The sequence below is a fragment of the Acidovorax sp. LjRoot194 genome (assembly GCF_964253015.1).
In the GTDB taxonomy this organism is placed as follows: Bacteria; Pseudomonadota; Gammaproteobacteria; order Burkholderiales; family Burkholderiaceae_C; genus Acidovorax.
This window is the reverse complement of sequence record NZ_CAXUQB020000001.1, coordinates 3,383,028-3,403,923: the sequence shown is the minus strand read 5'-3', so window position 1 is coordinate 3,403,923 and position 20,896 is coordinate 3,383,028. Positions and strand designations below refer to the sequence as shown.

20 protein-coding genes are annotated in these 20,896 nt (G+C 66.9%); 19 read left to right on the top strand and 1 reads right to left on the bottom strand.

Annotated elements, in window-relative coordinates; genetic code table 11:
• The first annotated feature begins 4 nt into the window (after positions 1-4).
• The 14 genes from ACSQ3N_RS15275 to ACSQ3N_RS15210 all read left to right on the top strand — a co-directional run bounded on the left by ACSQ3N_RS15275 (position 5) and on the right by ACSQ3N_RS15210 (position 15,010).
• Positions 5-700, top strand: coding sequence for an ABC transporter ATP-binding protein (locus tag ACSQ3N_RS15275; RefSeq protein WP_436146708.1), 696 nt, complete (start codon positions 5-7; stop codon positions 698-700).
• A gap of 330 nt (positions 701-1,030) precedes the next feature.
• Positions 1,031-3,130, top strand: coding sequence for a 3-hydroxyacyl-CoA dehydrogenase NAD-binding domain-containing protein (locus tag ACSQ3N_RS15270; protein ID WP_056165417.1), 2,100 nt, complete (start codon positions 1,031-1,033; stop codon positions 3,128-3,130).
• Between the two features lie 200 nt (positions 3,131-3,330).
• A complete protein-coding gene (locus ACSQ3N_RS15265; RefSeq protein WP_056165419.1) occupies positions 3,331-4,506 on the top strand; it encodes an acetyl-CoA C-acyltransferase in 1,176 nt (391 codons plus the stop codon).
• A gap of 307 nt (positions 4,507-4,813) precedes the next feature.
• On the top strand, positions 4,814-5,287 hold the full coding sequence (locus tag ACSQ3N_RS15260; protein WP_056165421.1) for a hypothetical protein: 474 nt from the start codon (positions 4,814-4,816) through the stop codon (positions 5,285-5,287).
• Between the two features lie 48 nt (positions 5,288-5,335).
• Positions 5,336-7,201 (top strand): acyl-CoA dehydrogenase, encoded by a 1,866-nt coding sequence (locus ACSQ3N_RS15255; protein ID WP_436146707.1) that lies wholly within the window; start codon positions 5,336-5,338, stop codon positions 7,199-7,201.
• Positions 7,202-7,203: 2 nt separating this feature from the next.
• Positions 7,204-7,413: a hypothetical protein gene (locus ACSQ3N_RS15250; protein ID WP_056419469.1), complete on the top strand. Its 210-nt coding sequence runs from the start codon at positions 7,204-7,206 to the stop codon at positions 7,411-7,413.
• Between the two features lie 180 nt (positions 7,414-7,593).
• The gene (locus ACSQ3N_RS15245) at positions 7,594-8,385 is read left to right on the top strand and encodes an SDR family oxidoreductase (protein ID WP_056165426.1); all 792 of its coding nucleotides are present in this window, start codon (positions 7,594-7,596) and stop codon (positions 8,383-8,385) included.
• Positions 8,386-8,550: 165 nt separating this feature from the next.
• Positions 8,551-8,982 carry a PaaI family thioesterase gene (locus tag ACSQ3N_RS15240; RefSeq protein ID WP_082485809.1) on the top strand — a complete coding sequence of 144 codons (432 nt, stop codon included), beginning with the start codon at positions 8,551-8,553 and terminating at the stop codon, positions 8,980-8,982.
• A 94-nt stretch (positions 8,983-9,076) separates the two neighbouring features.
• Positions 9,077-10,093: an NADP-dependent oxidoreductase gene (locus tag ACSQ3N_RS15235; protein WP_056419471.1), complete on the top strand. Its 1,017-nt coding sequence runs from the start codon at positions 9,077-9,079 to the stop codon at positions 10,091-10,093.
• A gap of 2 nt (positions 10,094-10,095) precedes the next feature.
• The gene (locus ACSQ3N_RS15230) at positions 10,096-10,578 is read left to right on the top strand and encodes a GNAT family N-acetyltransferase (protein ID WP_436146706.1); all 483 of its coding nucleotides are present in this window, start codon (positions 10,096-10,098) and stop codon (positions 10,576-10,578) included.
• Complete coding sequence (locus ACSQ3N_RS15225; protein ID WP_056165430.1) at positions 10,575-12,263, top strand: acyl-CoA dehydrogenase family protein; 1,689 nt, start codon at positions 10,575-10,577, stop codon at positions 12,261-12,263. Before ACSQ3N_RS15230 ends, ACSQ3N_RS15225 begins: the two co-directional genes overlap by 4 nt.
• Positions 12,264-12,293: 30 nt before the next feature.
• On the top strand, positions 12,294-13,229 hold the full coding sequence (locus ACSQ3N_RS15220) for a glutathione S-transferase family protein (RefSeq protein ID WP_056165432.1): 936 nt from the start codon (positions 12,294-12,296) through the stop codon (positions 13,227-13,229).
• A 205-nt stretch (positions 13,230-13,434) separates the two neighbouring features.
• Positions 13,435-14,343 carry an SDR family oxidoreductase gene (locus ACSQ3N_RS15215; RefSeq protein WP_056165433.1) on the top strand — a complete coding sequence of 303 codons (909 nt, stop codon included), beginning with the start codon at positions 13,435-13,437 and terminating at the stop codon, positions 14,341-14,343.
• 67 nt (positions 14,344-14,410) lie between these two features.
• Positions 14,411-15,010 (top strand): methylated-DNA--[protein]-cysteine S-methyltransferase, encoded by a 600-nt coding sequence (locus ACSQ3N_RS15210; protein WP_436146705.1) that lies wholly within the window; start codon positions 14,411-14,413, stop codon positions 15,008-15,010.
• A gap of 45 nt (positions 15,011-15,055) precedes the next feature.
• Here the strand turns inward: ACSQ3N_RS15210 and ACSQ3N_RS15205 are convergent, their stop codons facing one another.
• A complete protein-coding gene (locus ACSQ3N_RS15205) occupies positions 15,056-15,841 on the bottom strand; it encodes an IclR family transcriptional regulator (RefSeq protein ID WP_436146704.1) in 786 nt (261 codons plus the stop codon).
• A gap of 194 nt (positions 15,842-16,035) precedes the next feature.
• Here ACSQ3N_RS15205 and ACSQ3N_RS15200 point away from each other — a divergent pair, with 194 nt between their 5' ends.
• The 5 genes from ACSQ3N_RS15200 (at position 16,036) to ACSQ3N_RS15180 (ending at position 20,777) form a co-directional block, all read left to right on the top strand.
• Positions 16,036-17,037: a TRAP transporter substrate-binding protein gene (locus tag ACSQ3N_RS15200; protein ID WP_436146703.1), complete on the top strand. Its 1,002-nt coding sequence runs from the start codon at positions 16,036-16,038 to the stop codon at positions 17,035-17,037.
• 129 nt (positions 17,038-17,166) lie between these two features.
• Positions 17,167-17,616 carry a type II 3-dehydroquinate dehydratase gene (locus ACSQ3N_RS15195; protein ID WP_056165439.1) on the top strand — a complete coding sequence of 150 codons (450 nt, stop codon included), beginning with the start codon at positions 17,167-17,169 and terminating at the stop codon, positions 17,614-17,616.
• 30 nt (positions 17,617-17,646) lie between these two features.
• Positions 17,647-18,225: a TRAP transporter small permease gene (locus ACSQ3N_RS15190; RefSeq protein WP_436146702.1), complete on the top strand. Its 579-nt coding sequence runs from the start codon at positions 17,647-17,649 to the stop codon at positions 18,223-18,225.
• A complete protein-coding gene (locus tag ACSQ3N_RS15185) occupies positions 18,222-19,502 on the top strand; it encodes a TRAP transporter large permease (RefSeq protein ID WP_056165444.1) in 1,281 nt (426 codons plus the stop codon). Before ACSQ3N_RS15190 ends, ACSQ3N_RS15185 begins: the two co-directional genes overlap by 4 nt.
• A 189-nt stretch (positions 19,503-19,691) precedes the next feature.
• On the top strand, positions 19,692-20,777 hold the full coding sequence (locus ACSQ3N_RS15180) for a GGDEF domain-containing protein (RefSeq protein ID WP_056165445.1): 1,086 nt from the start codon (positions 19,692-19,694) through the stop codon (positions 20,775-20,777).
• The last annotated feature ends 119 nt before the right edge of the window (positions 20,778-20,896 follow it).

Genomic DNA, 20,896 nt, shown 5'->3' with positions numbered 1-20,896 from the left:
GACTATGCTGAAAATTGACAACCTCCACGCCTACTACGGCAAGAGCCATGTGCTGCATGGTGTGAGCTTCGACGTCCAGCCCGGCGAGATCGTGGCGCTGCTGGGGCGCAACGGCTCGGGCCGCTCGACCACCGCCAAGGCCATCATGGGCCTGGTGGACTGGGAGGGCACGCTGGAGTGGAAGGGCCAGCCCCTGAACGGCAAGAAGGCCTACGAGATCGCCCACCTCGGCCTGGGCTATGTGCCCGAGAGCCGCGACGTGTTCCCCAACCTCACCGTGCACCAGAACCTGCTGCTGGGGCAAAAGGGCAGCGGCAAGGGCAGTCGCTGGACGTTCGACGACATGTACGAAATGTTCCCGCGCCTCAAGGAGCGCCAGCACACCGAGGCGGGCGTGATGTCCGGCGGCGAGCAGCAGATGCTCACGCTGTGCCGCACGCTGATGGGCGACCCCGACCTGATCATCATCGACGAGCCCACCGAGGGCCTGGCGCCCAAGATCGTCGAGTTGGTGGGGCAGTACCTGCAGACCCTGAAGGCGCGCGGCATCTCGGTGCTGCTGATCGAGCAGAAGCTGACGATCGCGATGAAGATCTCGGACCGCGCGCTGGTGATGGGGCATGGCTCCATCGTGTTCCAGGGGACGCCGGATAGCTTGCGGGCCGACAACTACATCCGCAAGGAGTGGCTGGAGGTTTAGAAGCCCCCCTGAGTCGCCTGCGGCGCCTTCCCCGGAGGGGGACGCCCCCAGCGCGGCGGGGCGGCCCTTGCGCGGGGGCGCTGGCCTGGAGCGCGCCAGTTTCGCGCGCTGAGGGCGTGGCTGAGGCCTGAGGACGCTTTTTTGCATCGGTCCACGAGGCGCCCGGTCTTAGGTGGCGCCTCTTTTTTTGCCCGCCGGAATCTACTCGTCTGGGGATGTTTGAAACCCCCTTGTCCCGCCCGGGACAAATTGACACGCCAAACTGTTTCGAAGCACCTACAATAAAAACGCACGATCGTTCTTTTTCACTCTCCAAGGAACAACAGCACCATGACCGCTGAATACAAAGTCCACGGCTCCGTTGCCGTGATCACGCTGGCAAACCCTCCCGTCAACGGGCTGGGCCTGGCCACCCGCCAAGGTATCGTGGACGGCCTGGCCCGTGCCAATGCCGATGCAGCGGTCACATCCATCGTCATCACCGGAGCGGGCGGCGCCTTCTCGGGCGGTGCGGACATCAAGGAGTTCGGCACCGACAAGTCGCTGCAAGAGCCCAACCTGCTGTCGGTGATCCTCGCCGTCGAGAACTCGGGCAAGCCCGTGGTCGCCGCCATGCACACCGTCGCCATGGGCGGCGGCCTGGAGCTGGCGCTGGGCTGCCACTACCGCATTGCAGCGCCTGGCTGCTCGATCGCACTGCCTGAAGTCAAGCTGGGCCTGATCCCCGGCGCGGGCGGTACGCAGCGCCTGCCGCGCGTGATCGGCGTCGAAGCCGCGCTGAACCTGATCGTGAGCGGCGAGCCCGTCAAGAGCGAACTGATTGCCGGCGTGCCCGGCCAAAAGCTGTTCGACAAGCTGGCCGCATCGCCCGAGTCGCTGGCCGAAGAAGCCCTGGCGTTCGCCCAGAGCGTGGCCGATGCGCGCCCGCTGCCCCTGGTGCGCAACTTCCCCTGCAAGCACCCCGAAGGCGACGCGTACTTCCAGTTCGCACGCAACATGGTCAAGGGCATGGCCAAGAACTTCCCCGCGCCTGCCAAGTGCGTGGACGCGGTCGAAGCAGCCACCAAGAAGAAGTTTGCCGAAGGCATGCTGGTCGAGCGTGAGATCTTCATCAACCTGATGTGGACCCCCGAGTCCCGCGCGCTGCGCCATCTGTTCATGGCAGAGCGCGCTGCGAGCAAGATCCCTGACGTGCCGTCGGACACCCCCAAGCGCGACATCAAGCTGGTGGGCGTGATCGGTGCGGGCACCATGGGTGGCGGCATCGCCATGAACTTCCTGAACGCCGGCATCCCCGTCAAGATGCTGGAGATGAAGCAGGAAGCCCTGGACCGCGGCATCGGCACCATCAAGAAGAACTACGAATCGCAGGTCAAGAAGGGCAAGCTCAAAGAAGACAAGTACGCCCAGCGCATGGCGCTGCTGTCCACCACGCTCAGCTACGACGAGCTCAAGGACTGCGACCTGATCATCGAGGCCGTGTTCGAAGAAATGGGCGTGAAGGAAGCCGTGTTCAAGCAGCTGGACGCTGTGGCCAAGCCCGGCGCCATCCTGGCCTCCAACACCTCCACGCTGGACGTGGACCAGATCGCCAACTTCACCCAGCGTCCCCAGGACGTGGTGGGCATGCACTTCTTCAGCCCCGCCAACGTGATGAAGCTGCTGGAAGTGGTGCGTGGCAAGGCCACCGCCAAGGACGTGCTGGCCACCGTGATGGCCGTGGCCAAGAAGATCAAGAAGACCGCCGTGGTCTCGGGCGTGTGCGACGGCTTCATCGGCAACCGCATGATCGAGCGCTACAGCCAGCAAGCCGGCTTTTTGCTGGACGAAGGCGCCACGCCCCAGCAGGTGGACAAGGCCATCGAGAAGTTCGGCTTTGCCATGGGCCCGTTCCGCATGGGCGACCTGGCCGGCAACGACATCGGCTGGGCCATCCGCAAGCGCCGCTACAGCGAAAAGCCCGACATGAAGTACAGCAAGACCGCAGACCTGCTGTGCGAGCTGGGCCGCTTTGGCCAGAAGACCGGCGCAGGCTGGTACGACTACCAGGCCGGCAAGCGCGACGCGATCCCGAGCGATGTGGTGAACAAGATGATCGAAGAGCACCGCAAGACCCTGGGCACGGCGCCCCGCAAGATCTCCGACGAGGAAATCGTGCAGCGCCTGGTGTTCGCCCTGGTGAACGAAGGCGCGCACATCCTGGAAGAGGGCATTGCCAGCAAGTCCGGCGACATCGACATGGTGTACCTGACCGGCTACGGCTTCCCCATCCACCGCGGCGGCCCGATGCACTATGCCAGCGAAGTGGGCCTGTTCAACGTGGTGCAGGCGATGAACCGCTTTGCCCAGAACCCCATGGACGACGCCAACGCCTGGAAGCCCGCTCCGCTGCTGGCCAAGCTGGCCGCCGAAGGCAAGGCCTTCCAGTAAACCAGGTACTTCGCTTCGCCAAATCGCGTACATGAAATCGCGCCTTCTCTCACCATGCTGCGTTGCAAATCCTCGTCATAGCTTGGCTATGACTGCGGTTTGCGCCTTGCCTGGCACGAGAACGCATCCATTTCATTTGTAAGCTCATTGACGAAGCGAAGCACCGGCGCGCACCCCGTTCACCGATTAAAGGATTTCCCATGACCTCCGCAGTGATTGTCTCCACCGCCCGCACGCCGCTCGCCAAGAGCTGGAAGGGCTCCTTCAACATGACCCATGGCGCCACGCTGGGCGGCCACGCCGTGCAGCATGCCGTGCAGCGCGCCGGCATCGACGGTGCCGATGTCGACGACGTCATCATGGGCTGCGCCACGCCGGAAGGCGCCACGGGCAGCAACATCGCTCGCCAGATCGCGCTCAAGGCCGGCCTGCCCATCACGGCGTCGGGCATGACGATCAACCGCTTTTGCTCGTCGGGCCTGCAGACCATCGCCACCGCGGCCCAGCGCATCATTGCCGGCGAAGCCGACGTGTACGTGGCGGGCGGTGTGGAAAGCATCTCCTGCGTGCAGCAGGAGATGAACCTGCACATGATCCAGGACCTGGCCCTGGCCAAGCAAAAGCCCGAGATCTACTGGAGCATGCTGCAGACCGCCGAACAGGTGGCCAAGCGCTACAACATCGGCCGCGACGCGATGGACGAATACGGCGCCGCCAGCCAGCAAAAGGCCTGCGCAGCCCAGGCCGCCGGCCTGTTCGATGCCGAGATCGCCCCCATCACCGTCACCGCCGGCATTGCCGACAAGACGCTGGGCCTGATCACCAAGCAGGTCACCGTGAGCAAGGACGAAGGCACGCGCGAAGGCACGACCAAGGAAGGCATCAGTGGCATCCGACCCGCGCTGCCCGGCGGCGTGATCTCGGCCGGCAATGCCAGCCAGTTCTCCGACGGCGCAGGCGCCTGCGTGGTGACCAGTGAAGAGTACGCCAGCAAGAAGGGCCTCAAGCCCCTGGGCCGCTTCCTCGGCTTTGCCGTGGCCGGCTGCGAGCCCGACGAAATGGGCATCGGCCCGGTGTTCGCGGTGCCCAAGGTGCTCAAGAAGCTGGGCCTCACCGTGCAGGACATCGACCTGTGGGAGCTGAACGAAGCTTTCGCCGTGCAGGTGCTGTACTGCCGCGACAAGCTGGGCATCCCGGCCGACCGCCTGAATGTGAACGGCGGCGCGATCGCCGTGGGCCACCCCTACGGAGTGTCGGGCCAGCGCCTCACGGGCCATGCGCTCATCGAAGGCAAGCGCCGCGGCGCCAAGAAGGTGTGCGTGACCATGTGCATCGGCGGCGGCATGGGTGCTGCCGGCGTCTTCGAGGTGTTCTGACCGATAGCGTTCCGGCGCTCTGCCGGCATGCGCACCGGGCCGGCCTTGCCCAAGGCCGGTCTGTATGAGGGGCTTACATACATACATGGCCGCCGAGCGCGTGCGGGTGGCGGGTCCCTGAATGCGGCAGGGCCATGGATGCAGTGACAGGGGGTTGAGAAGAAGGGGCTACAAATTGTTGCCTTGTGGCGGCGCGCAAACCCCAGCGGCGGCACCGGCGCGCGGCAGAATCCGCCGCGGTTGCTGGCGCCCCAGGGTGCCGGGCCGTCTCCGCCTTCTACTTTTTCTTCCTTTCACCGGTTTTCCCATGCGTCGCACCACTTCACTTCGATTTCTCACCGCACTCTCCGCGCTGGCCGTGGCCTGCGGTGCCCACGCACAGAGCTTCAAGCTCCAGCAGCCGCTGGAGTCCGACGCCGACGTGGTGCTGCAGGAGATCGTGCTCGATGCCAAGCAGACCCGCGTCACCCTGGTGGTGAAGAACAGTACCGACGAGGCGTTCGAAGCCTGCGCGCAGCCCACGGGCTCGCCCGATGCCTTCACGCTCAAGGACCTGGACAGCGGTGCGGTGCTGCCGCAGCGTGCGATCAGCGGCCTTACGCTGTGCAACGTGAAGATGGACACGGTCAAGCCCGGCCGCACCAAGTTTCTGAAGATCACTTTCCCGCCGCTCCCGGCAGGTGCCACGCGCCTGCAGCTCGGAGAGGCCAGCTGCCAGCCCAAGCCCGATTCGGACATGGAGTACTGGTGTTTCAAGAACATCGCGCTGCCCGCCCGCTGATCCTCGCGCCGGCGAGGGGGCAGGGCATGCAGCATTCAAGGAGACCTCATGACCCTGCGTTCCACGCTCGACTTTTTGCTGTACGACTGGCTGGAGGCCGAGAGCCTCTCGGCCCGCGGCCGTTTCGCTGACCATTCGCGCGAAACCTTCGACGCGGTGCTGGACACCTGCGAGCGCATCGCGCGCGAGAAGTACGCGCCGCACAACCGCACGGTGGACATCGAGGAGCCGCGCTTCGACGGCGAGAAGGTCATCCTGCCCCCGGCGACGTACGAGGCCCGCAAGGCCTACGCCGAATCGGGCCTGCTGTCGGCCGCGCAGGACTACGACATCGGCGGCATGCAGCTGCCCTACACGGTAGAGGCGGCGGCCAACAGCTTCTTTGCGGTGGCGTCGATCAGCATCGGCTCCAACCTGCTGACCTCGGGCAACGCCAACCTGCTGATGGCGCACGGCACGGCGCTGCAGAAAGAAGTCTTCGCACTCAACGAGTTCAACGGGCGTTGGTCGGGCACCATGTGTTTGTCCGAGCCGCAGGCGGGCTCGTCGCTGTCGGACGTGGCCACGCGCGCCGTGCCCGATGGCAGCGACTTCGAAGCCGACCCGCTGGGCGCGCGCTATCGCCTCACGGGCAACAAGATGTGGATCAGCTCGGGCGACCATGAGCTCACCGAGAACATCGTGCACCTGGTGCTGGCCAAGATCCCGGGGCCAGACGGCAAGCTCGTGCCCGGCACGCGCGGCATTTCGCTGTTCATCGTGCCCAAGAAGATGGTCGATGTAGAGGGCCAGCTGACCGGCGAACGCAACGACGTGGCGCTGGCGGGCCTGAACCACAAGCTGGGCTGGCGCGGCACCACCAACACGCTGCTGAATTTTGGCGAGGGCAAGTTCCCGGTGGCCGGGCAGGCCGGCGCCGTGGGCTATCTGGTGGGGCAGGCGGGCAAGGGCCTGCACTGCATGTTCCACATGATGAACGAGGCGCGCATCGGCATCGGCATGGCCGCCACCATGCTGGGCCTGGCGGGCTACTACGCCAGCCTGGACTACGCCAAGAACCGCCCGCAGGGCCGCCCGGTGCAGGGCGCCAAGGACGCGGCCGGTGGCGCCCCCGCCGCCGTGGTCAAGGATGCCGCGCAGCCGCAGGTGCGCATCATCGAACACGCCGACGTCAAGCGCATGCTGCTGGCCCAGAAGGCTTATGGCGAAGGCGCGCTGGCGCTCAACCTGTTCTGCGCCCGTCTGGTGGACGAGCAGCACACCGGCGACGCAGCCGCGGCCGACGAGGCCCGCTTGCTGCTCGAAGTGCTCACGCCCATCGCCAAGAGCTGGCCCAGCGAGTTCTGCCTGGAGGCCAATTCGCTGGCCATCCAGATCCACGGCGGCTACGGCTACACGCGCGACTTTCCGGTGGAGCAGTACTGGCGCGACAACCGCCTGAACATGATCCACGAGGGCACGCACGGCATCCAGGCCATGGACCTTCTGGGCCGCAAGGTGCTGATGGAAGGCGGACGCGGCCTTACGCTGCTGGCCGGGCGCATCAACGCCACCATCGAGCGGGCGATCCAGGTGCCCGCGCTGGCCGCGCATGCGAACGCACTGGGCGCGGCCCTGCAGCAGATCAGTGCCGCCACCAAGGCCGCGTGGGCCACGGGCCAGCCGGCCGATGCGCTGGCCAATGCCGTGCCGTACATGCAGGCCTTCGGCCACACGGTGCTGGCCTGGGTGTGGCTGGACCTGGCGCTGGCCACACTGGCCGACGACGCTGCGCTGGCGCAGCCCGCCAGCGTGGGCCGCATGGGCGCCATGCGCTATTTCTTCCACTACGAGCTGCCCAAGATCGGCGCGTGGCTGCAGGTGGTGAGCACCCGCGATGCGACCTGCGCCAGCTTTCCTGAAGAGGCGTTCTGACCATGGCCACACCACGCGCACTGCAGCGCCTGCACCAGCTCATCTGGGCCCTGATCTACGGCGGCCTGCTGGTGCTGGTGCTGGGCATCGCCACGGCGCGCACGGACGATGCGCTGGGCTGGACCCTCATCGCCGTGGGCGGGGTGGCTGCCGTGGTGGGGCTGGTGCTGATCGGCGTGCGCTCGCGCCTGCGGGCAGACGCTGCGCCATGAAGCGGTCAGCGCCCTCTGCATGCCGTGGCCCCATCCGCGACACTCCCGCGACATGGCACCTCCGCGTTGCATCGCACAATCATTGCGTGACTTGATTTCATGTGCCGAATGGCCGCACGCCCGCAGGGCGGGCCGTTCGCACCCGGACTGCAGACCCACAAACCCAAGGAGACACACTTCATGACCCGCACCATCCAGCAACTGTTCGACCTGACCGGCAAGACCGCCCTCGTGACCGGAGGCTCGCGCGGCCTGGGCCTGCAACTGGCCCATTCGCTGGGCGAGGCGGGCGCCAAGATCGTGCTCAGCTCGCGCAAGGCGTCCGACCTGGAAGAAGCCACGGCCGACCTGCAGGCCGCCGGCATCGACGCGCGCTGGATCGCCGCGGACTGCTCCAACGAAGCCGACATCCGCCGCCTGGCCGACGAAACCCTGGAGCGCCTGGGCCATGTGGACATCCTGGTGAACAACGCCGGCGCCGCCTGGGGCGCCCCGGCCGAAGACCACCCCGTGGACGCCTGGGACAAGGTGATGAACCTGAACGTGCGCGGCTATTTCATCCTGAGCCAGCACATCGCCAAGCACAGCATGATCGCGCGCCGCAGTGGCAGCATCATCAACGTGGCGTCCATCGCGGGCCTGGGCGGCAATCCCAAGGGCATGAACACCATCGCTTACAACACGTCCAAGGGCGCGGTGATCAACTTCACCCGCGCGCTGGCGGCTGAATGGGGCAAGTACAACATCCGCGTCAACGCCATCTGCCCGGGCTTCTTCCCGAGCAAGATGACGGTGGGCACCCTGAAGGCCATGGGTGAGGAAGCCCTGGCCGCGCACGCGCCGCTGGGCCGCCTGGGCGACGACGAGGACCTGAAGGGCCTGTGCGCGCTGTATGCGTCGGACGCGGGCAAGCACATCACCGGCCAGTGGCTGGCAGTGGACGGCGGCGTGAGCATCGTCACTGGCGGCTGATGGCCCCGCCTGCACGTCCGTGTGGCGGGCAGGCCGGAGCAGGCGGAGCGGGCAGTGTGGGCAGTGTGGGCAGTGCACCCGATGCCCTCGCCATGCCCGTGGTTGTGCCGCCGAGGCAGTGCGAAGGCGTATGCTTTTGCCTCCCTACAAAAACTGGAGTTACCTGTGCTGAAATTTGGTGTCGAGATCCCCTTTGTCAGCCACCTCGGCTTCACCCTGCACCGCATGGAGAAGGGCGAATCCGAGCTGCGCTACGAAGCCAAGCCCGAGCACCTGAATTCGTTCGACGTGACCCACGGCGGCGCGTCGATGACGCTGCTGGACGTGACCATGGCCACGGCCGCGCGCAGCGAGACCCCCGACATGGGCGTGGTCACCATCGAGATGAAGACCAGCTTCATGCAGCCCGCCCGCGGCCCGCTGGTGGCCAAGGGGCGGCTCATCCACCGCACCGCCACCATGGCATTCACCGAAGGCACGGTGTACGACGCGCAAGGCAAGATCTGCAGCCACGCCACCGGCACCTTCAAGTACGTCAAGCGCCTGCCGGTGGACGGCCGCAGCGTCAATGGCCTCAAGGTGATTTCTACCGACTGAGTCGGCCCGAAATTCAAGTCAAAATGGCCGCTACCGCTTGATGGATAAGCGCTGGCGGCTATAAATATAGTAGCAAACGTTCAAGGAGCTTCCCATGCCACGCAATCAGCAAATCGTTCTCGACAACCGTCCCCAGGGCGAGGCCGTGGCCAGCAACTTCAAGCTGGTCGCCACCGACACGCCTGCGCTGCAGGACGGCCAGGTGCTGGTGCGCCACCACTACCTGAGCCTGGACCCGTACATGCGCGGCCGCATGAACGAGAGCAAGAGCTACGCCGCGTCGCAGGGCCTGGGCGAGGTCATGATCGGCGGCACCGTGGGCGAGGTGGCCGAGAGCCGCCACCCTAAGTACGCCGTGGGCGACAAGGTGGTGGGCATGGGCGGCTGGCAGGAATACAGCGTGGTCGACGCCAACGCCCCCGGCGCGCTGCGCAAGGTGGACACGGCCCACGTGCCGCTGTCGCACTACCTGGGCGCGGTGGGCATGCCCGGCGTGACGGCCTGGTATGGCCTGGTCAAGATCATCGCCCCCAAGGAAGGCGACACCGTGGTGGTGAGCGCCGCCACCGGCGCCGTGGGCAGCGCGTTTGCCGCGCTGGCCAAGGCGCGCGGCTGCCGCGCGGTAGGCATTGCCGGTGGTGCTGAAAAATGCAAGTACGCCGTAGAGGAACTGGGCTTCGACGCCTGCATCGACTACAAGCAGCACAGCGACGTCAAGGCCATGTCCAAGGCGCTCAAGGAAGCCTGCCCGAACGGCATCGACGGCTATTTCGAGAACGTGGGCGGATGGATCATGGACGCGGTGATGCTGCGCATGAACGCCTTCAGCCGCATCGCCCTGTGCGGGATGATCGCCGGCTACGACGGCGCGCCGCTGCCCATGGCCAACCCTGCGCTCATGCTCATCAACCGCATGAAGGTCGAAGGCTTCATCGTGAGCGAGCACATGGAAGTCTGGCCCGAGGCCCTGAAAGAGCTGGGCACGCTGGTTGGCACCGGCAAGCTGCGCCCGCGCGAGACTGTGGCGGACGGCATTGCCGCCGCACCCGAAGCGTTCCTGGGCCTGCTCAAGGGCAAGAACTTCGGCAAGCAGCTCGTGAAATTGATCTGAGCATGGGCATGATGGAAACCAGCAACCCGTCGCCCCACCTGCGCTGGGCCTGGGCCCGCTTCGACGACCTGGGCGTGCACGCGCTGCACGACGCGCTGGCCCTGCGCTGCAAGGTGTTCATCCTGGAGCAGGGCCCCTACCAGGACCCGGACGGCGCCGACAAGAAGTCGCACCACCTGCTGGGCTACGACGACGCTGGCGTGCTGCAGGCCTGCCTGCGCGTGGCAGACCCGGGTGTGAACTACGCCGAGCCATCCATCGGCCGCGTGGTCACCGCCAAGGAGGCGCGCGGCAACGGCACGGGCCGTGCGCTCATGCAAGAGGGCATCGCCCGCTGCACCGCGGCGTGGCCGGGCCACGCCATTCGCATCAGCGCCCAGGCGCACCTGCAGCGCTTCTACGGCAGCCTGGGTTTTGTCACGGTGTCGGACGAATACCTCGAAGACGACATCCCCCACGTCGAAATGCTGCGGAGCCCGTCATGACCACAACGGCACCTGCTGCGGGCCTGGCCCGCACCCACGACGTGTTCAACCAGAGCACGCCGTGGGCGGATGTGAACCTGTTCACCACCAACCAGCCGCTGCAGGATGCGCTGCGCCTGCACAGCCCCGCGCTGCCGCTGGCCGGCCTCACGGCCCTGGGCGCAGAGATGGGCTCGGCCGAAATACAGGCCCACGCGCGCCTGGCCAACACGCACAAGCCGCAGCTGCACACCCATGACCGCTTCGGCCACCGCACCGATGTGGTGGAGTTCCACCCCAGCTACCACGCGCTGATCGGCGCGGCGCTGCGCCACGGCCTGCACGCCACGCCCTGGTCGCGCACGGGTGCAGCAGCGGCGTACGCCCACACCGAGCGGGCCGCCGGCTTCATGCTGTTCACAGAGGCCGAGCCTTCGGTGCTGTGCCCGGTCTCCATGAGCTATGCGGTCACGCCAGCACTGCGCGGCAACACCGCCGTGTGGGCCGACTGGAGCGCGGGCCTGGCCAGCACGCAATACGACCCGCGCCTGGCCTTGTTCTCGCAAAAATCCGCGCTCACCATGGGCATGGGCATGACCGAGAAGCAGGGCGGGTCGGACGTGCGCGCCAATACCACCCAGGCCGTGGCCGACGGCGAGGATGCCTGGGGCCCGCGCTACCGCCTGACGGGCCACAAGTGGTTCTTCTCGGCGCCCATGTGCGATGCCTTCCTGGTGTTGGCGCAGGCGCCCGGCGGGCTGACCTGCTTCTTCCTGCCGCGCGTGCTGCCGGACGACCGCAACGGCGTGCTCAACAGCATCCGCATCCAGCGCCTGAAGGACAAGCTGGGCAACCACGCCAACGCCAGCTCCGAGGTCGAATTCATCGACGCGAACGCCTGGCGCGTGGGCGACGAAGGCCGCGGCGTGGCGCAGATCCTGGAGATGGGCACCATGACGCGGCTGGACTGCGCCCTGGGCACCAGCGGCCTCATGCGCCAGGCGCTGACTATCGCGCTGCACCACACGCGCCAGCGGTCGGCCTTTGGCAAGAAGCTCATCGAGCAACCCCTCATGCGCAACGTGCTGGCCGACCTGGCGCTGGAGAGCGAGGCCGCCACCGCACTGTCCATCCGCCTGGCCAGCGCCTTCGACAAGAAGGCCTCCAGCGAGCACGAGGCCGTCATGGCCCGCCTGCTCACGCCCGTGGCCAAGTTCTGGGTGTGCAAGCGCGGCAGCGTGTTTGCGCAGGAGGCCATGGAATGCCTGGGCGGCAACGGCTACGTGGAAGAGGGCGGCGAAGGCACCATGGCCCGCATCTACCGCGAGATGCCGCTCAACTCCATCTGGGAAGGCGCCGGCAACATCATGGCGCTGGACCTGCTGCGCGCCGTGCGCCGCGCCGACACCGCTGCGGCCCTGGCCGACGAACTGGCCCCCGCGCGCGGCGCCCACCCGGCGCTCGACCGCCTGTCCAGCGCGCTGCCCCTGCGCGTGGACGCCATGACCACCGAGGCCGAGGCCCGCCGCCTGGCGCAGGACGTGGCCCTGGCCGTGCAGGCCGCGCTGCTGTACCGCAGTGCACCCGGCGCCGTGTTCGGTGCCTTCTGCGATTCGCGCCTGGCCGGCGACTGGGGCTACAGCTTCGGCACGCTGGGTGCGGGCGTGGACCTGGACGCCATCTTGGCCCGCGCGCTTCCGATCTGATTCACCCCACAGAATTTTGCGGAGAAACCCATGTCCCATCTCATCCTGCACCACTACCCCTCGTCGCCGTTTTCCGAAAAGATCCGCCTGGTGCTGGGCTTCAAGAAGCTGGCCTGGAAGTCCGTGATCATCCCCAGCATCGCGCCCAAGCCCGATGTGGTGGCGCTCACGGGCGGCTACCGCAAGACGCCGTTCCTGCAGGTCGGTGCCGACATCTACTGCGACTCCGCATTGATCTGCGACGTGCTGGAGCACGAGCAGCCCGAGCCCGTGCTGTACCCGCCGCACCTCAAGGGCGTGGCCCGGGTGTTTGCGCAGTGGGCCGACAGCAGCCTGTTCTGGGCGGCCATGGCCTACAACCTGCAGCCCAAGGGCGCATCGGCCATGTTCGCCAACCTGCCGCCCAACGTGGCCCAGGCCTTCAGCGAAGACCGCCGCGAGATGAGCGCGGGCATGCAGCGCCTGCGCCCCGCAGACGCCACGGCGGCCTACCGCTCGTACCTGCGCCGCATCGCGCACATGGCCGAGGAGCATGACTTTTTGTTCGGCGCCGAGCCGTGTCTTGCCGACTTTGCTGCTTACCACCCGCTGTGGTTCACCCGCCAGTGCGTGCCGGTGATGGCCGACATTTTTGCGGCCACGCCCGCGGTGCTCGAATGGATGGACCGTGTGGCCGCGCTGGGCCACGGGCGCATGGAGAAGTTCGCGGCCGAAGACGCCATCACCGTGGCGGCCGGCGCAGAGCCGCTGCCGCTGATGGACGATGTGTTCCAGGACGAGCATGGCATCCCGCTGGGCTCGCAGGTCGCCATCGCCGCCGAGAGCTTCGGCACCGAGCCGACCGAGGGCGAGCTGATCGCCGCCACCCGCACCCGCTACACCCTGCGCCGCACCGACCCGCGCGCGGGCACCGTGCACGTGCACTTCCCGCGCATCGGGTATGTGCTGCGGGCTGCGAAGGCCTGACGGCGGCGCCGCGCCACCTCACAACCACACCCACTTCCGTTCGGGCTGAGCCTGTCGAAGCCAGGGCAGCCCTCGCGGACACCCTTCGACAAGCTCAGGGCGAACGGCAGGGCGATGGATGACCCGGTCACCGCACGGATGCATCGATACATGCCCTGTCGCTGAACACACACAAAACCACACACCACTTCAAGGAGACACCACCATGATCGACAACTTTGCCTGCAAGACCGCCGTCCTCACTGGCGCAGGCTCGGGCTTCGGCCTCGAATGCGCGCGCATCGGCGCCCGCCTGGGCATGAACCTGGTATTGGTGGACATTCAGCAGGACGCGCTCGACGCTGCCACGGCCGAGATGCAGGCCGCGGGCGTGCAGGTGCTGGCGCGCAAGGTCGATGTGTCGAACGCCGCGCAGATGGAGCAGCTGGCCGCTGATGTGCAGCAGCGCTTCGGCGCGCCGCACCTCGTGTTCAACAACGCCGGCGTGGGCGCGGGCGGCCTGGTGTGGGAGAACTCGGTCAAGGACTGGGAATGGGTGCTGGGCGTGAACCTCTGGGGCGTGGTGCACGGCGTGCGCCTGTTCACGCCGATGATGCTGGCGGCCGCCAAGGCAGACCCGGCCTGGCGCGGCCACATCGTCAACACCGCCAGCATGGCGGGCCTGGTGGATGCGCCCAACATGGGCATCTACAACGTGAGCAAGCACGCGGTGGTGAGCCTGTCGGAGACGCTGTACCAGGATTTGTCGCTGGTCACGGACCAGATCAAGGCCAGCGTGCTGTGCCCGTTCTTCGTGCCCACCGGCATCGCCCAGAGCCACCGCAACCGGCCTGGCGACATGCCGGCCGACAAGCCCACCAAGAGCCAGCTCATCGGCCAGGCCATGAGCGACAAGGCCGTGGGCAGCGGCAAGGTGACCGCGGCCGAAGTCGCGCAGAAAGTGTTCGACGCAGCGGCGCAGGGCCAGTTCTACATCTACAGCCACCCCAAGGCCATCGCCTCGGTGCAGACGCGCATGGAAGACATCATGCTCAGCCGCAACCCCACCGACCCGTTTGCCAGCAAGCCCGAAGTGGGCGAGCAACTGCGGGCAGCGTTGAGGGCCGAGGGTTGAGGGTTCAGGACTGAACGGGCCCCTGCCGCTTGCTGCAAAAGTGCCAACAGCTATTAAAAATATAGCAATGACTGCAGAGCAAGACACCATCGCCGCGCAGCAGGGCAGCGCCTGCGGCGATCGCGGCTTCGCGCTGTTCGGCACCGCCATCGGCCACTGCGGCATCGCATGGCAGGGCGATCTGCTGGTGGGCGTGCAACTGCCCGAAGACGCGGGCGAGGCCGCGACGCGCACCCGCATGCAGCGGCGCTTTCCGCAGTTGTCCGAATGCGCCATGCCGCCCGCCGTGGCCGCCTGGGCCGCGCGCGTGGTGGCCACGCTGGAGGGCGTGCACGACGATCTGCTGGATGTGCCGTTGGCCACCGACGGCGTGCCGCCGTTCAACGCCCGCGTGTACGCACTGGCCCGCCGCATCCCGCCGGGCAAGACCATGACCTATGGCGAAATGGCCGCCGCGCTGGGCGAGCCCGGTGCAGCGCGCGCCGTGGGCCAGGCGCTGGGGCACAACCCTTTTGCGCCGGTAGTGCCATGCCACCGCATCCTGGCCGCGAATGGCAAGACCGGCGGCTTTTCTGCCGGGGGTGGGGCCGCCACCAAGATGCGCATGCTGGCGATCGAGGGCGCTTTTGCGCACGACACGCTGGCGCTGTTTGCGCCCCGAGGCTAACGCGGGTTCAGACGCAGTCGCAGCGCCAGCAGCAGCCCACCCTGCCTACCCACGCTTTCTGAGCATCGCCGATCCGCTGCTGGCCATCGCCAGCTCTTCGGTGGTGGCCAGCAGGGCAGGGCCCAGGGCCAGCATGCGCTCCTCGGTCAGGCGCACCAGCGGCCCTGCAATGGTGACCACGCCGATCACCGCGCCGTCGTGGCTGCTGCGGATGGGCGCGGCCATGGCGGTCATGGCGGGCGAGAAGACTTCGACGATCATGCTGAAGCCGCGCTGGCGCGCCGCCTTCAGGTAGGCCAGCAGGGCCTTCACGGTGGTGGGTGCGTTGGGGCCGTAGTCCTCGGGCTTGCCAAAGCCCTGCTGGGACACCAGCGCCAGCGCTTCCTCATCGCTCAGGGTGGACAGCCACGCATGGCCGGCCGAGCTGCACGACAGGTTCACCGACAGGCCCATGTCCGGGTCGTAGCGCAGGCCGCGCACGGCGCCCTGCGCCTTGGCGACGAAGGTCAGCTCGCTGCCGTCCACCACGGCCAGGCGCACCAGCTCGCCCGATTCGGCCGCCAGCCGGTCCAGCAGCGGCTGGGCGATGTCCACGATGCCGCTCGCGCTCAGGAACCCCAGGCCCAGCGACACCAGCTTGATCGTCAGCATGTAGTTGCCCTGGTTGTGCTCCTGGCGCACATAGCCGCAGCGGACCAGCTCGGCCAGCAGCCGGTGCGTGGCGCTCAGCGGCATGTCCAGCTCGGACGCGAGGTTCGACAGCGCCTTGCCTTCGGGGTGGGGCGCGAGGTGTTCCAGGACTTTGAAGCTGCGCTCGAGGATGCTGCTCATGGGCAATAGCTTTCGAAAGGGGTGTGGGCAGGCCGGGGGCGCTGGCACGGTTCGGCAGCAATGTACCAAAATTTGTTAAAGGGTTTCTACTATGGAAACACTTTCCACTTTTTTCTACGATGCATTCCAAGTGCTGCGGCGGCGACATCGGTTGCGCCCTGGCAAGCCTTGCCCTTTTTTGATGGAGATGCCCCGTGAAGAAAACTGCCTGCCTTCTGGCCACCGCCGGCCTGTCCCTGTTGCTGGCCCTGCCGGCCGCGGCCCAGCAAGAGCGCGTGATCCGCTTCGGTCACCTGAACAATGCGGACCACCCGGTGAGCTTTGGCGTGAAGCGCTTTGCCGAGCTGCTGGCGGCCAAGAGCGGCGGCAAGCTCAAGGTGCAGGAATACCCCGCCTCGCAGCTGGGCAACGAGCTGCAGCAGCAGTCGGCCCTGCAGGGCGGCGTGCAGCAGATGTCGGCCCCGGCCACCACGTCGCTGGCCGGCATCGTCAAGGAATTCGGGCTGGTGGACTTTCCGTTCGCGGTGGCCAACTTTGCCCAGGCCGATGCGCTGCTGGACGGCCCGCTGGGCCAGACGCTGATCGCCAAGCTGCCCGAAAAAGGCCTGGTGGCCCTGGGCTACTGGGACCTGGGCTTTCGCAACGTGACCAACAGCAAGCGGCCCATCACCAAGGCCGATGACTTCGACGGCCTGAAGCTGCGCGTGATCCCCAACCCGGTGTTCCTCGACACCTTCAAGGCCTTCAAGGCCAACCCGGTGCCCATGCCGTTTGCCGAGCTGTACGGCGCGCTGGAGGCCAAGGCGGTGGACGGCCAGGAGAACCCCTATGCGGTGATCCTGTCGAACAAGATGTTCGAGGTGCAGAAGTACGTGAGCGCCACCAACCACGTGTATGCCGCCAACATCGTGCTGGTGAGCAAGAAGTTCTGGGACCAGCTGACCCCCGCCGAGCAAAAGATGATGCACGACGCCGCCAACGAGGCGCGCGGCTACCAGCGGCAGGTGAGCCGCGCCGCCGCGCAGAAATCGGTGGGCGACCTGCAGGCCAAGGGCATGGTCTACAACGAGATCGCGCCGGCCGAGCTGGCCCGCATGCAGCAGATCGCCAAGCCCGTGATCGAGAAGTTCGCCGCCACCTACGACCCGGCCATCGTGAAGCTCTACAACAGCGAACTCGCCCGCATCCGCAAGTAAGAGCGCCTGGCAAAACTCTTCTGGCGTCGTTGCTGCGTCTTGTCGTGCTATTCGCACTGCCTGCGACGCAGCGCCTAGCCAGAACCGCTTCGCTGAGCTTTGTCAGCCGCTCTCAACCCTTAACACCCCATGAAAATCCTCGTCCTCCACGGCCCGAACCTCAACCTGTTCGGGCGCCGCGAACCCCACATCTACGGCACCACCACGCTGGCGCAGATCAACGATCGGCTGCAAAAGCTCGCAGCCGAACTGCAGGTAGAACTGGCCATCGTGCAGTCCAACCACGAAGGCGCGCTCATCGACTTCCTGCACGACCACATAGACGCCGCGCAGGGCGCGCTGGTAAACCCCGCGGGCCTCACGCAACACGGCGTGCCGCTGCACGACGCGATCAAAGCCATGCCGTTCCCGGTGATCGAAGTGCACATGTCCAACATCGCCGCCCGCGAGGCATGGCGCGCGCATTCCATCATCTCGCCGGCCGTGAAGGCCACGGTGCAGGGCTTCGGGCCGCATTCTTACCTGGCGGCGTTGCGCTCGCTGGTGGAGAGCCTGCGCGAGGCTGCGCAGCCCGCCTGAGTACCCATCCTCCATCACAGGAAATACAACATGAATCGGTGGATGGATGGCGCCTGCCGCGGCCTGGAGGCGGTGATCGCCGCCATGCTCGCGTTGATGGTGGTGCTGGTGTTCGGCAACGTGGTGCTGCGCTACGGCTTCAACTCGGGCATCACCGTGTCGGAAGAAGTCTCGCGCTGGCTCTTCATTTGGATGACCTTCCTCGGGGCCATCGTCGCGCTGCGCGAGCATGGCCACCTGGGGGTGGACATGGTGGTACAGCGCTTGCCGGCTGTGGGCAAGAAGATCTGCCTGGCCCTGGGCCATGTCGTGATGCTCTACATCGTGTGGCTGCTGTTCCAGGGCAGCCTGGCGCAGGCGCGCATCAACTGGGACGTGACGGCGCCCACCACGGGCGCGTCCATGGCCATCGTCTACGCGGCGGGGCTGGTGTTTGCGGTGTGCGCGGCGCTCATCCTGGCGATTGATCTGTACCGCCTGCTCAGCGGCCAGATCGCCGATGAAGACCTGGTGATGGTGCAGGAGTCCGAAGAGGCCGTGCAGTTGCAGCAGATCCTGGGCTCGGCAGGCACCACCGATGCTCCGCACGGCAAGGAGGCCGCGCGATGACCATCTTCGTCTTTGTGGGCGCGCTGCTGCTCGCCATGGCCATGGGCATCCCGATCGCGTTCTCGCTCTTGGCCAGCGGTGTGGCGCTGATGTGGCACCTGGATCTGTTCGACGCGCAGATCCTGGCGCAGAACCTGATCAGCGGGGCCGACAGCTTTCCGCTGCTGGCCGTGCCGTTCTTCATGCTGGCGGGGGAGATCATGAACGTGGGCGGCCTGTCGCGCCGCATCGTGGACTTTGCGCTGGCCCTGGTGGGCCATGTGAAGGGCGGCCTGGGCTACGTGACCATCATGGCCGGCTGCCTGCTGTCGGCCCTGTCGGGCTCGGCCGTGGCCGATGCGGCGGCGCTCACCGCGCTGCTGCTGCCCATGATGGTCAAGGCCGGGCACGACAAGTCGCGCGCAGGCGGTTTGATCGCGGCCACCGGCGTCATCGGCCCGGTGATCCCGCCGAGTATCGGCCTCGTGATCTTTGGCGTGGCGGCCAACGTGTCGATCTCCAAGCTGTTCCTCGCGGCCATCGTGCCGGGCATCCTGATCGGTGCGGCCCTGTGGCTGACGTGGGCCGTGCTGGTGCGCAGCGAGAAGATCGTGCCCCCGCCGCGCAAGTCCGCGGGCGAGATCCTCACGGCCCTGCGCAAGGCGCTGTGGGCGCTGATGCTGCCGGTGATCATCCTCGTGGGCCTGCGCATGGGCGTGTTCACGCCCACCGAGGCGGCCGTGGTGGCGGCGGTGTACGCGCTGTTCGTGTCGGCCGTCATCTACCGCGAGATCACCTGGCGCGACCTGTACGGCATCTTCGTGGCCGCGGCCAAGACCAGCGCCATCGTGATGTTCCTCATCGCCGCCGCCATGGTGAGCGCGTGGCTCATCACCGTGGCCGACCTGCCGTCCAAGGTGGTGGGGCTGCTGCAGCCCTTCATGGACAACAAGGTGCTGCTGATGGCGGCCATCATGGTGCTGGTGATGCTGGTGGGCACCGCCATGGACATGACGCCCACCATCCTCATCCTGACCCCTGTGCTGATGCCGGTGGTGACGGCCGCCGGCATCGACCCGGTCTACTTCGGCGTGATGTTCATCATCAACAACTCCATCGGCCTGGTCACGCCGCCCGTGGGCACGGTGCTGAACGTGGTGGCCGGGGTGGGCAAGATGTCGATGGACGACGTGACCCGCGGCGTGGTGCCCTTCATGATCGCGGAGTTCGCCATCATGTTCCTGATGGTGCTGTTCCCCTGGCTGGTGATGGGCCCCGCGCGGTGGTTCCATGGGTGACGAAGGCGGGCGCGGCTGGGGTGACTGAGCAGGGCCCAGCGGTACCGGTGCAGGGCCGGCCGCAGGGTAAGCCGGGGTGGTTGTTGCGGCGCAGCGGGTGTTACATTCAAACGCACCTGTCGCCATGCCCGCGTGATGCGGCCGCTGGCGCCGCCCCATCACCACCACCCCACGACAAGGACCCCCTGCATGCCCCCGGACCGCGAGCGACTCACCCGCATGCTTTTCGATGAGTACATCGAGATGTATGCCGCACGCGATACCCGGCTGCTCGCGCGCTTTTGCGACAGCTTCAGCGGCTTTGCCGGCAGCAGCGATAGGCTGGTGAAAAGCCGGGCCGAATGGGTCGAGGTGACGCAGCAGGACTTTACCCAGGTGCCTGCGCGCATCGGCATCGACATGGTGGACCTGTTCGTGCAGGACCTGGGCCCGGACCTGCTGGCGGCCACCGCGTTCTTTCACATCCACTTGCCGATCCCCGACGCGCTGTTCTCCCGCGAGACGGCCCGCAAGGTGGTGCTGTTCCGGCGCGAGCCCGCGGCGACCGCAGGGCAGGGCACCGAGGGCGACTGGAAGATCGCCCACGTGAGCGTCTCCATCCCTTACGGCAAGCCGCACGGCAGCGAGGTGTACCCCATCGACGACCTGCGCCAGCGCAACAGTGAGCTGCAGGCGCTGGTCGACGAGCGCACCGAGGCGCTGGCGCAGGCCAACCACCGGCTGGAGTTGCTGAGCAATACCGACGGCCTCACGGGCATCGCCAACCGCCGCCACTTCGACGACGCCCTGGCGCGCGAATGGGCCCGGGCCCAGCGGGCCCGCACGCCGCTGGCGCTCATCATGCTGGACGTGGACGTGTTCAAGCACTTCAACGACCACTACGGCCACCTGGCGGGCGACGCCTGCCTGAAGGCACTGGCCCTCACCTTGGTACAGACGGGCGCGCGGCGCGAAGGCGAGCTGGCCGCGCGTTTTGGCGGCGAGGAGTTCGTGGTGCTGCTACCCGGCTCGGACCTGAAGGCCGCCGCCGACGTGGCGCGCCACATCCAGGAGGCCATCGTGCAGCTGGCGCTGCCGCATGAGGGCGCACCGCACGGCATTGTGACGGTGAGCTTCGGCGTGGCCAGCCTGCAGCCGCAGCGCGAGCAATTGCCCGAAGAGCTGGTGCGCCAGGCCGATAGGGCGCTGTATCGTGCGAAGCAGGGCGGGCGGAATAGGATCGAGCTGGCGCAGGTCCTGGGAGAGGGGTCGGGGAGAGGCGAGGTTGATCTTTAGGGACAGCCGTCGGCAGTCAAGCTGAAGCGGCCGGGGGTGGCGTTGAGCTCTCGTTGCGCACGCATGGTGGATTTGCTTGCGTGAATCCAGGCTACTGCTCTTCGGAACTTGTTGAAGTG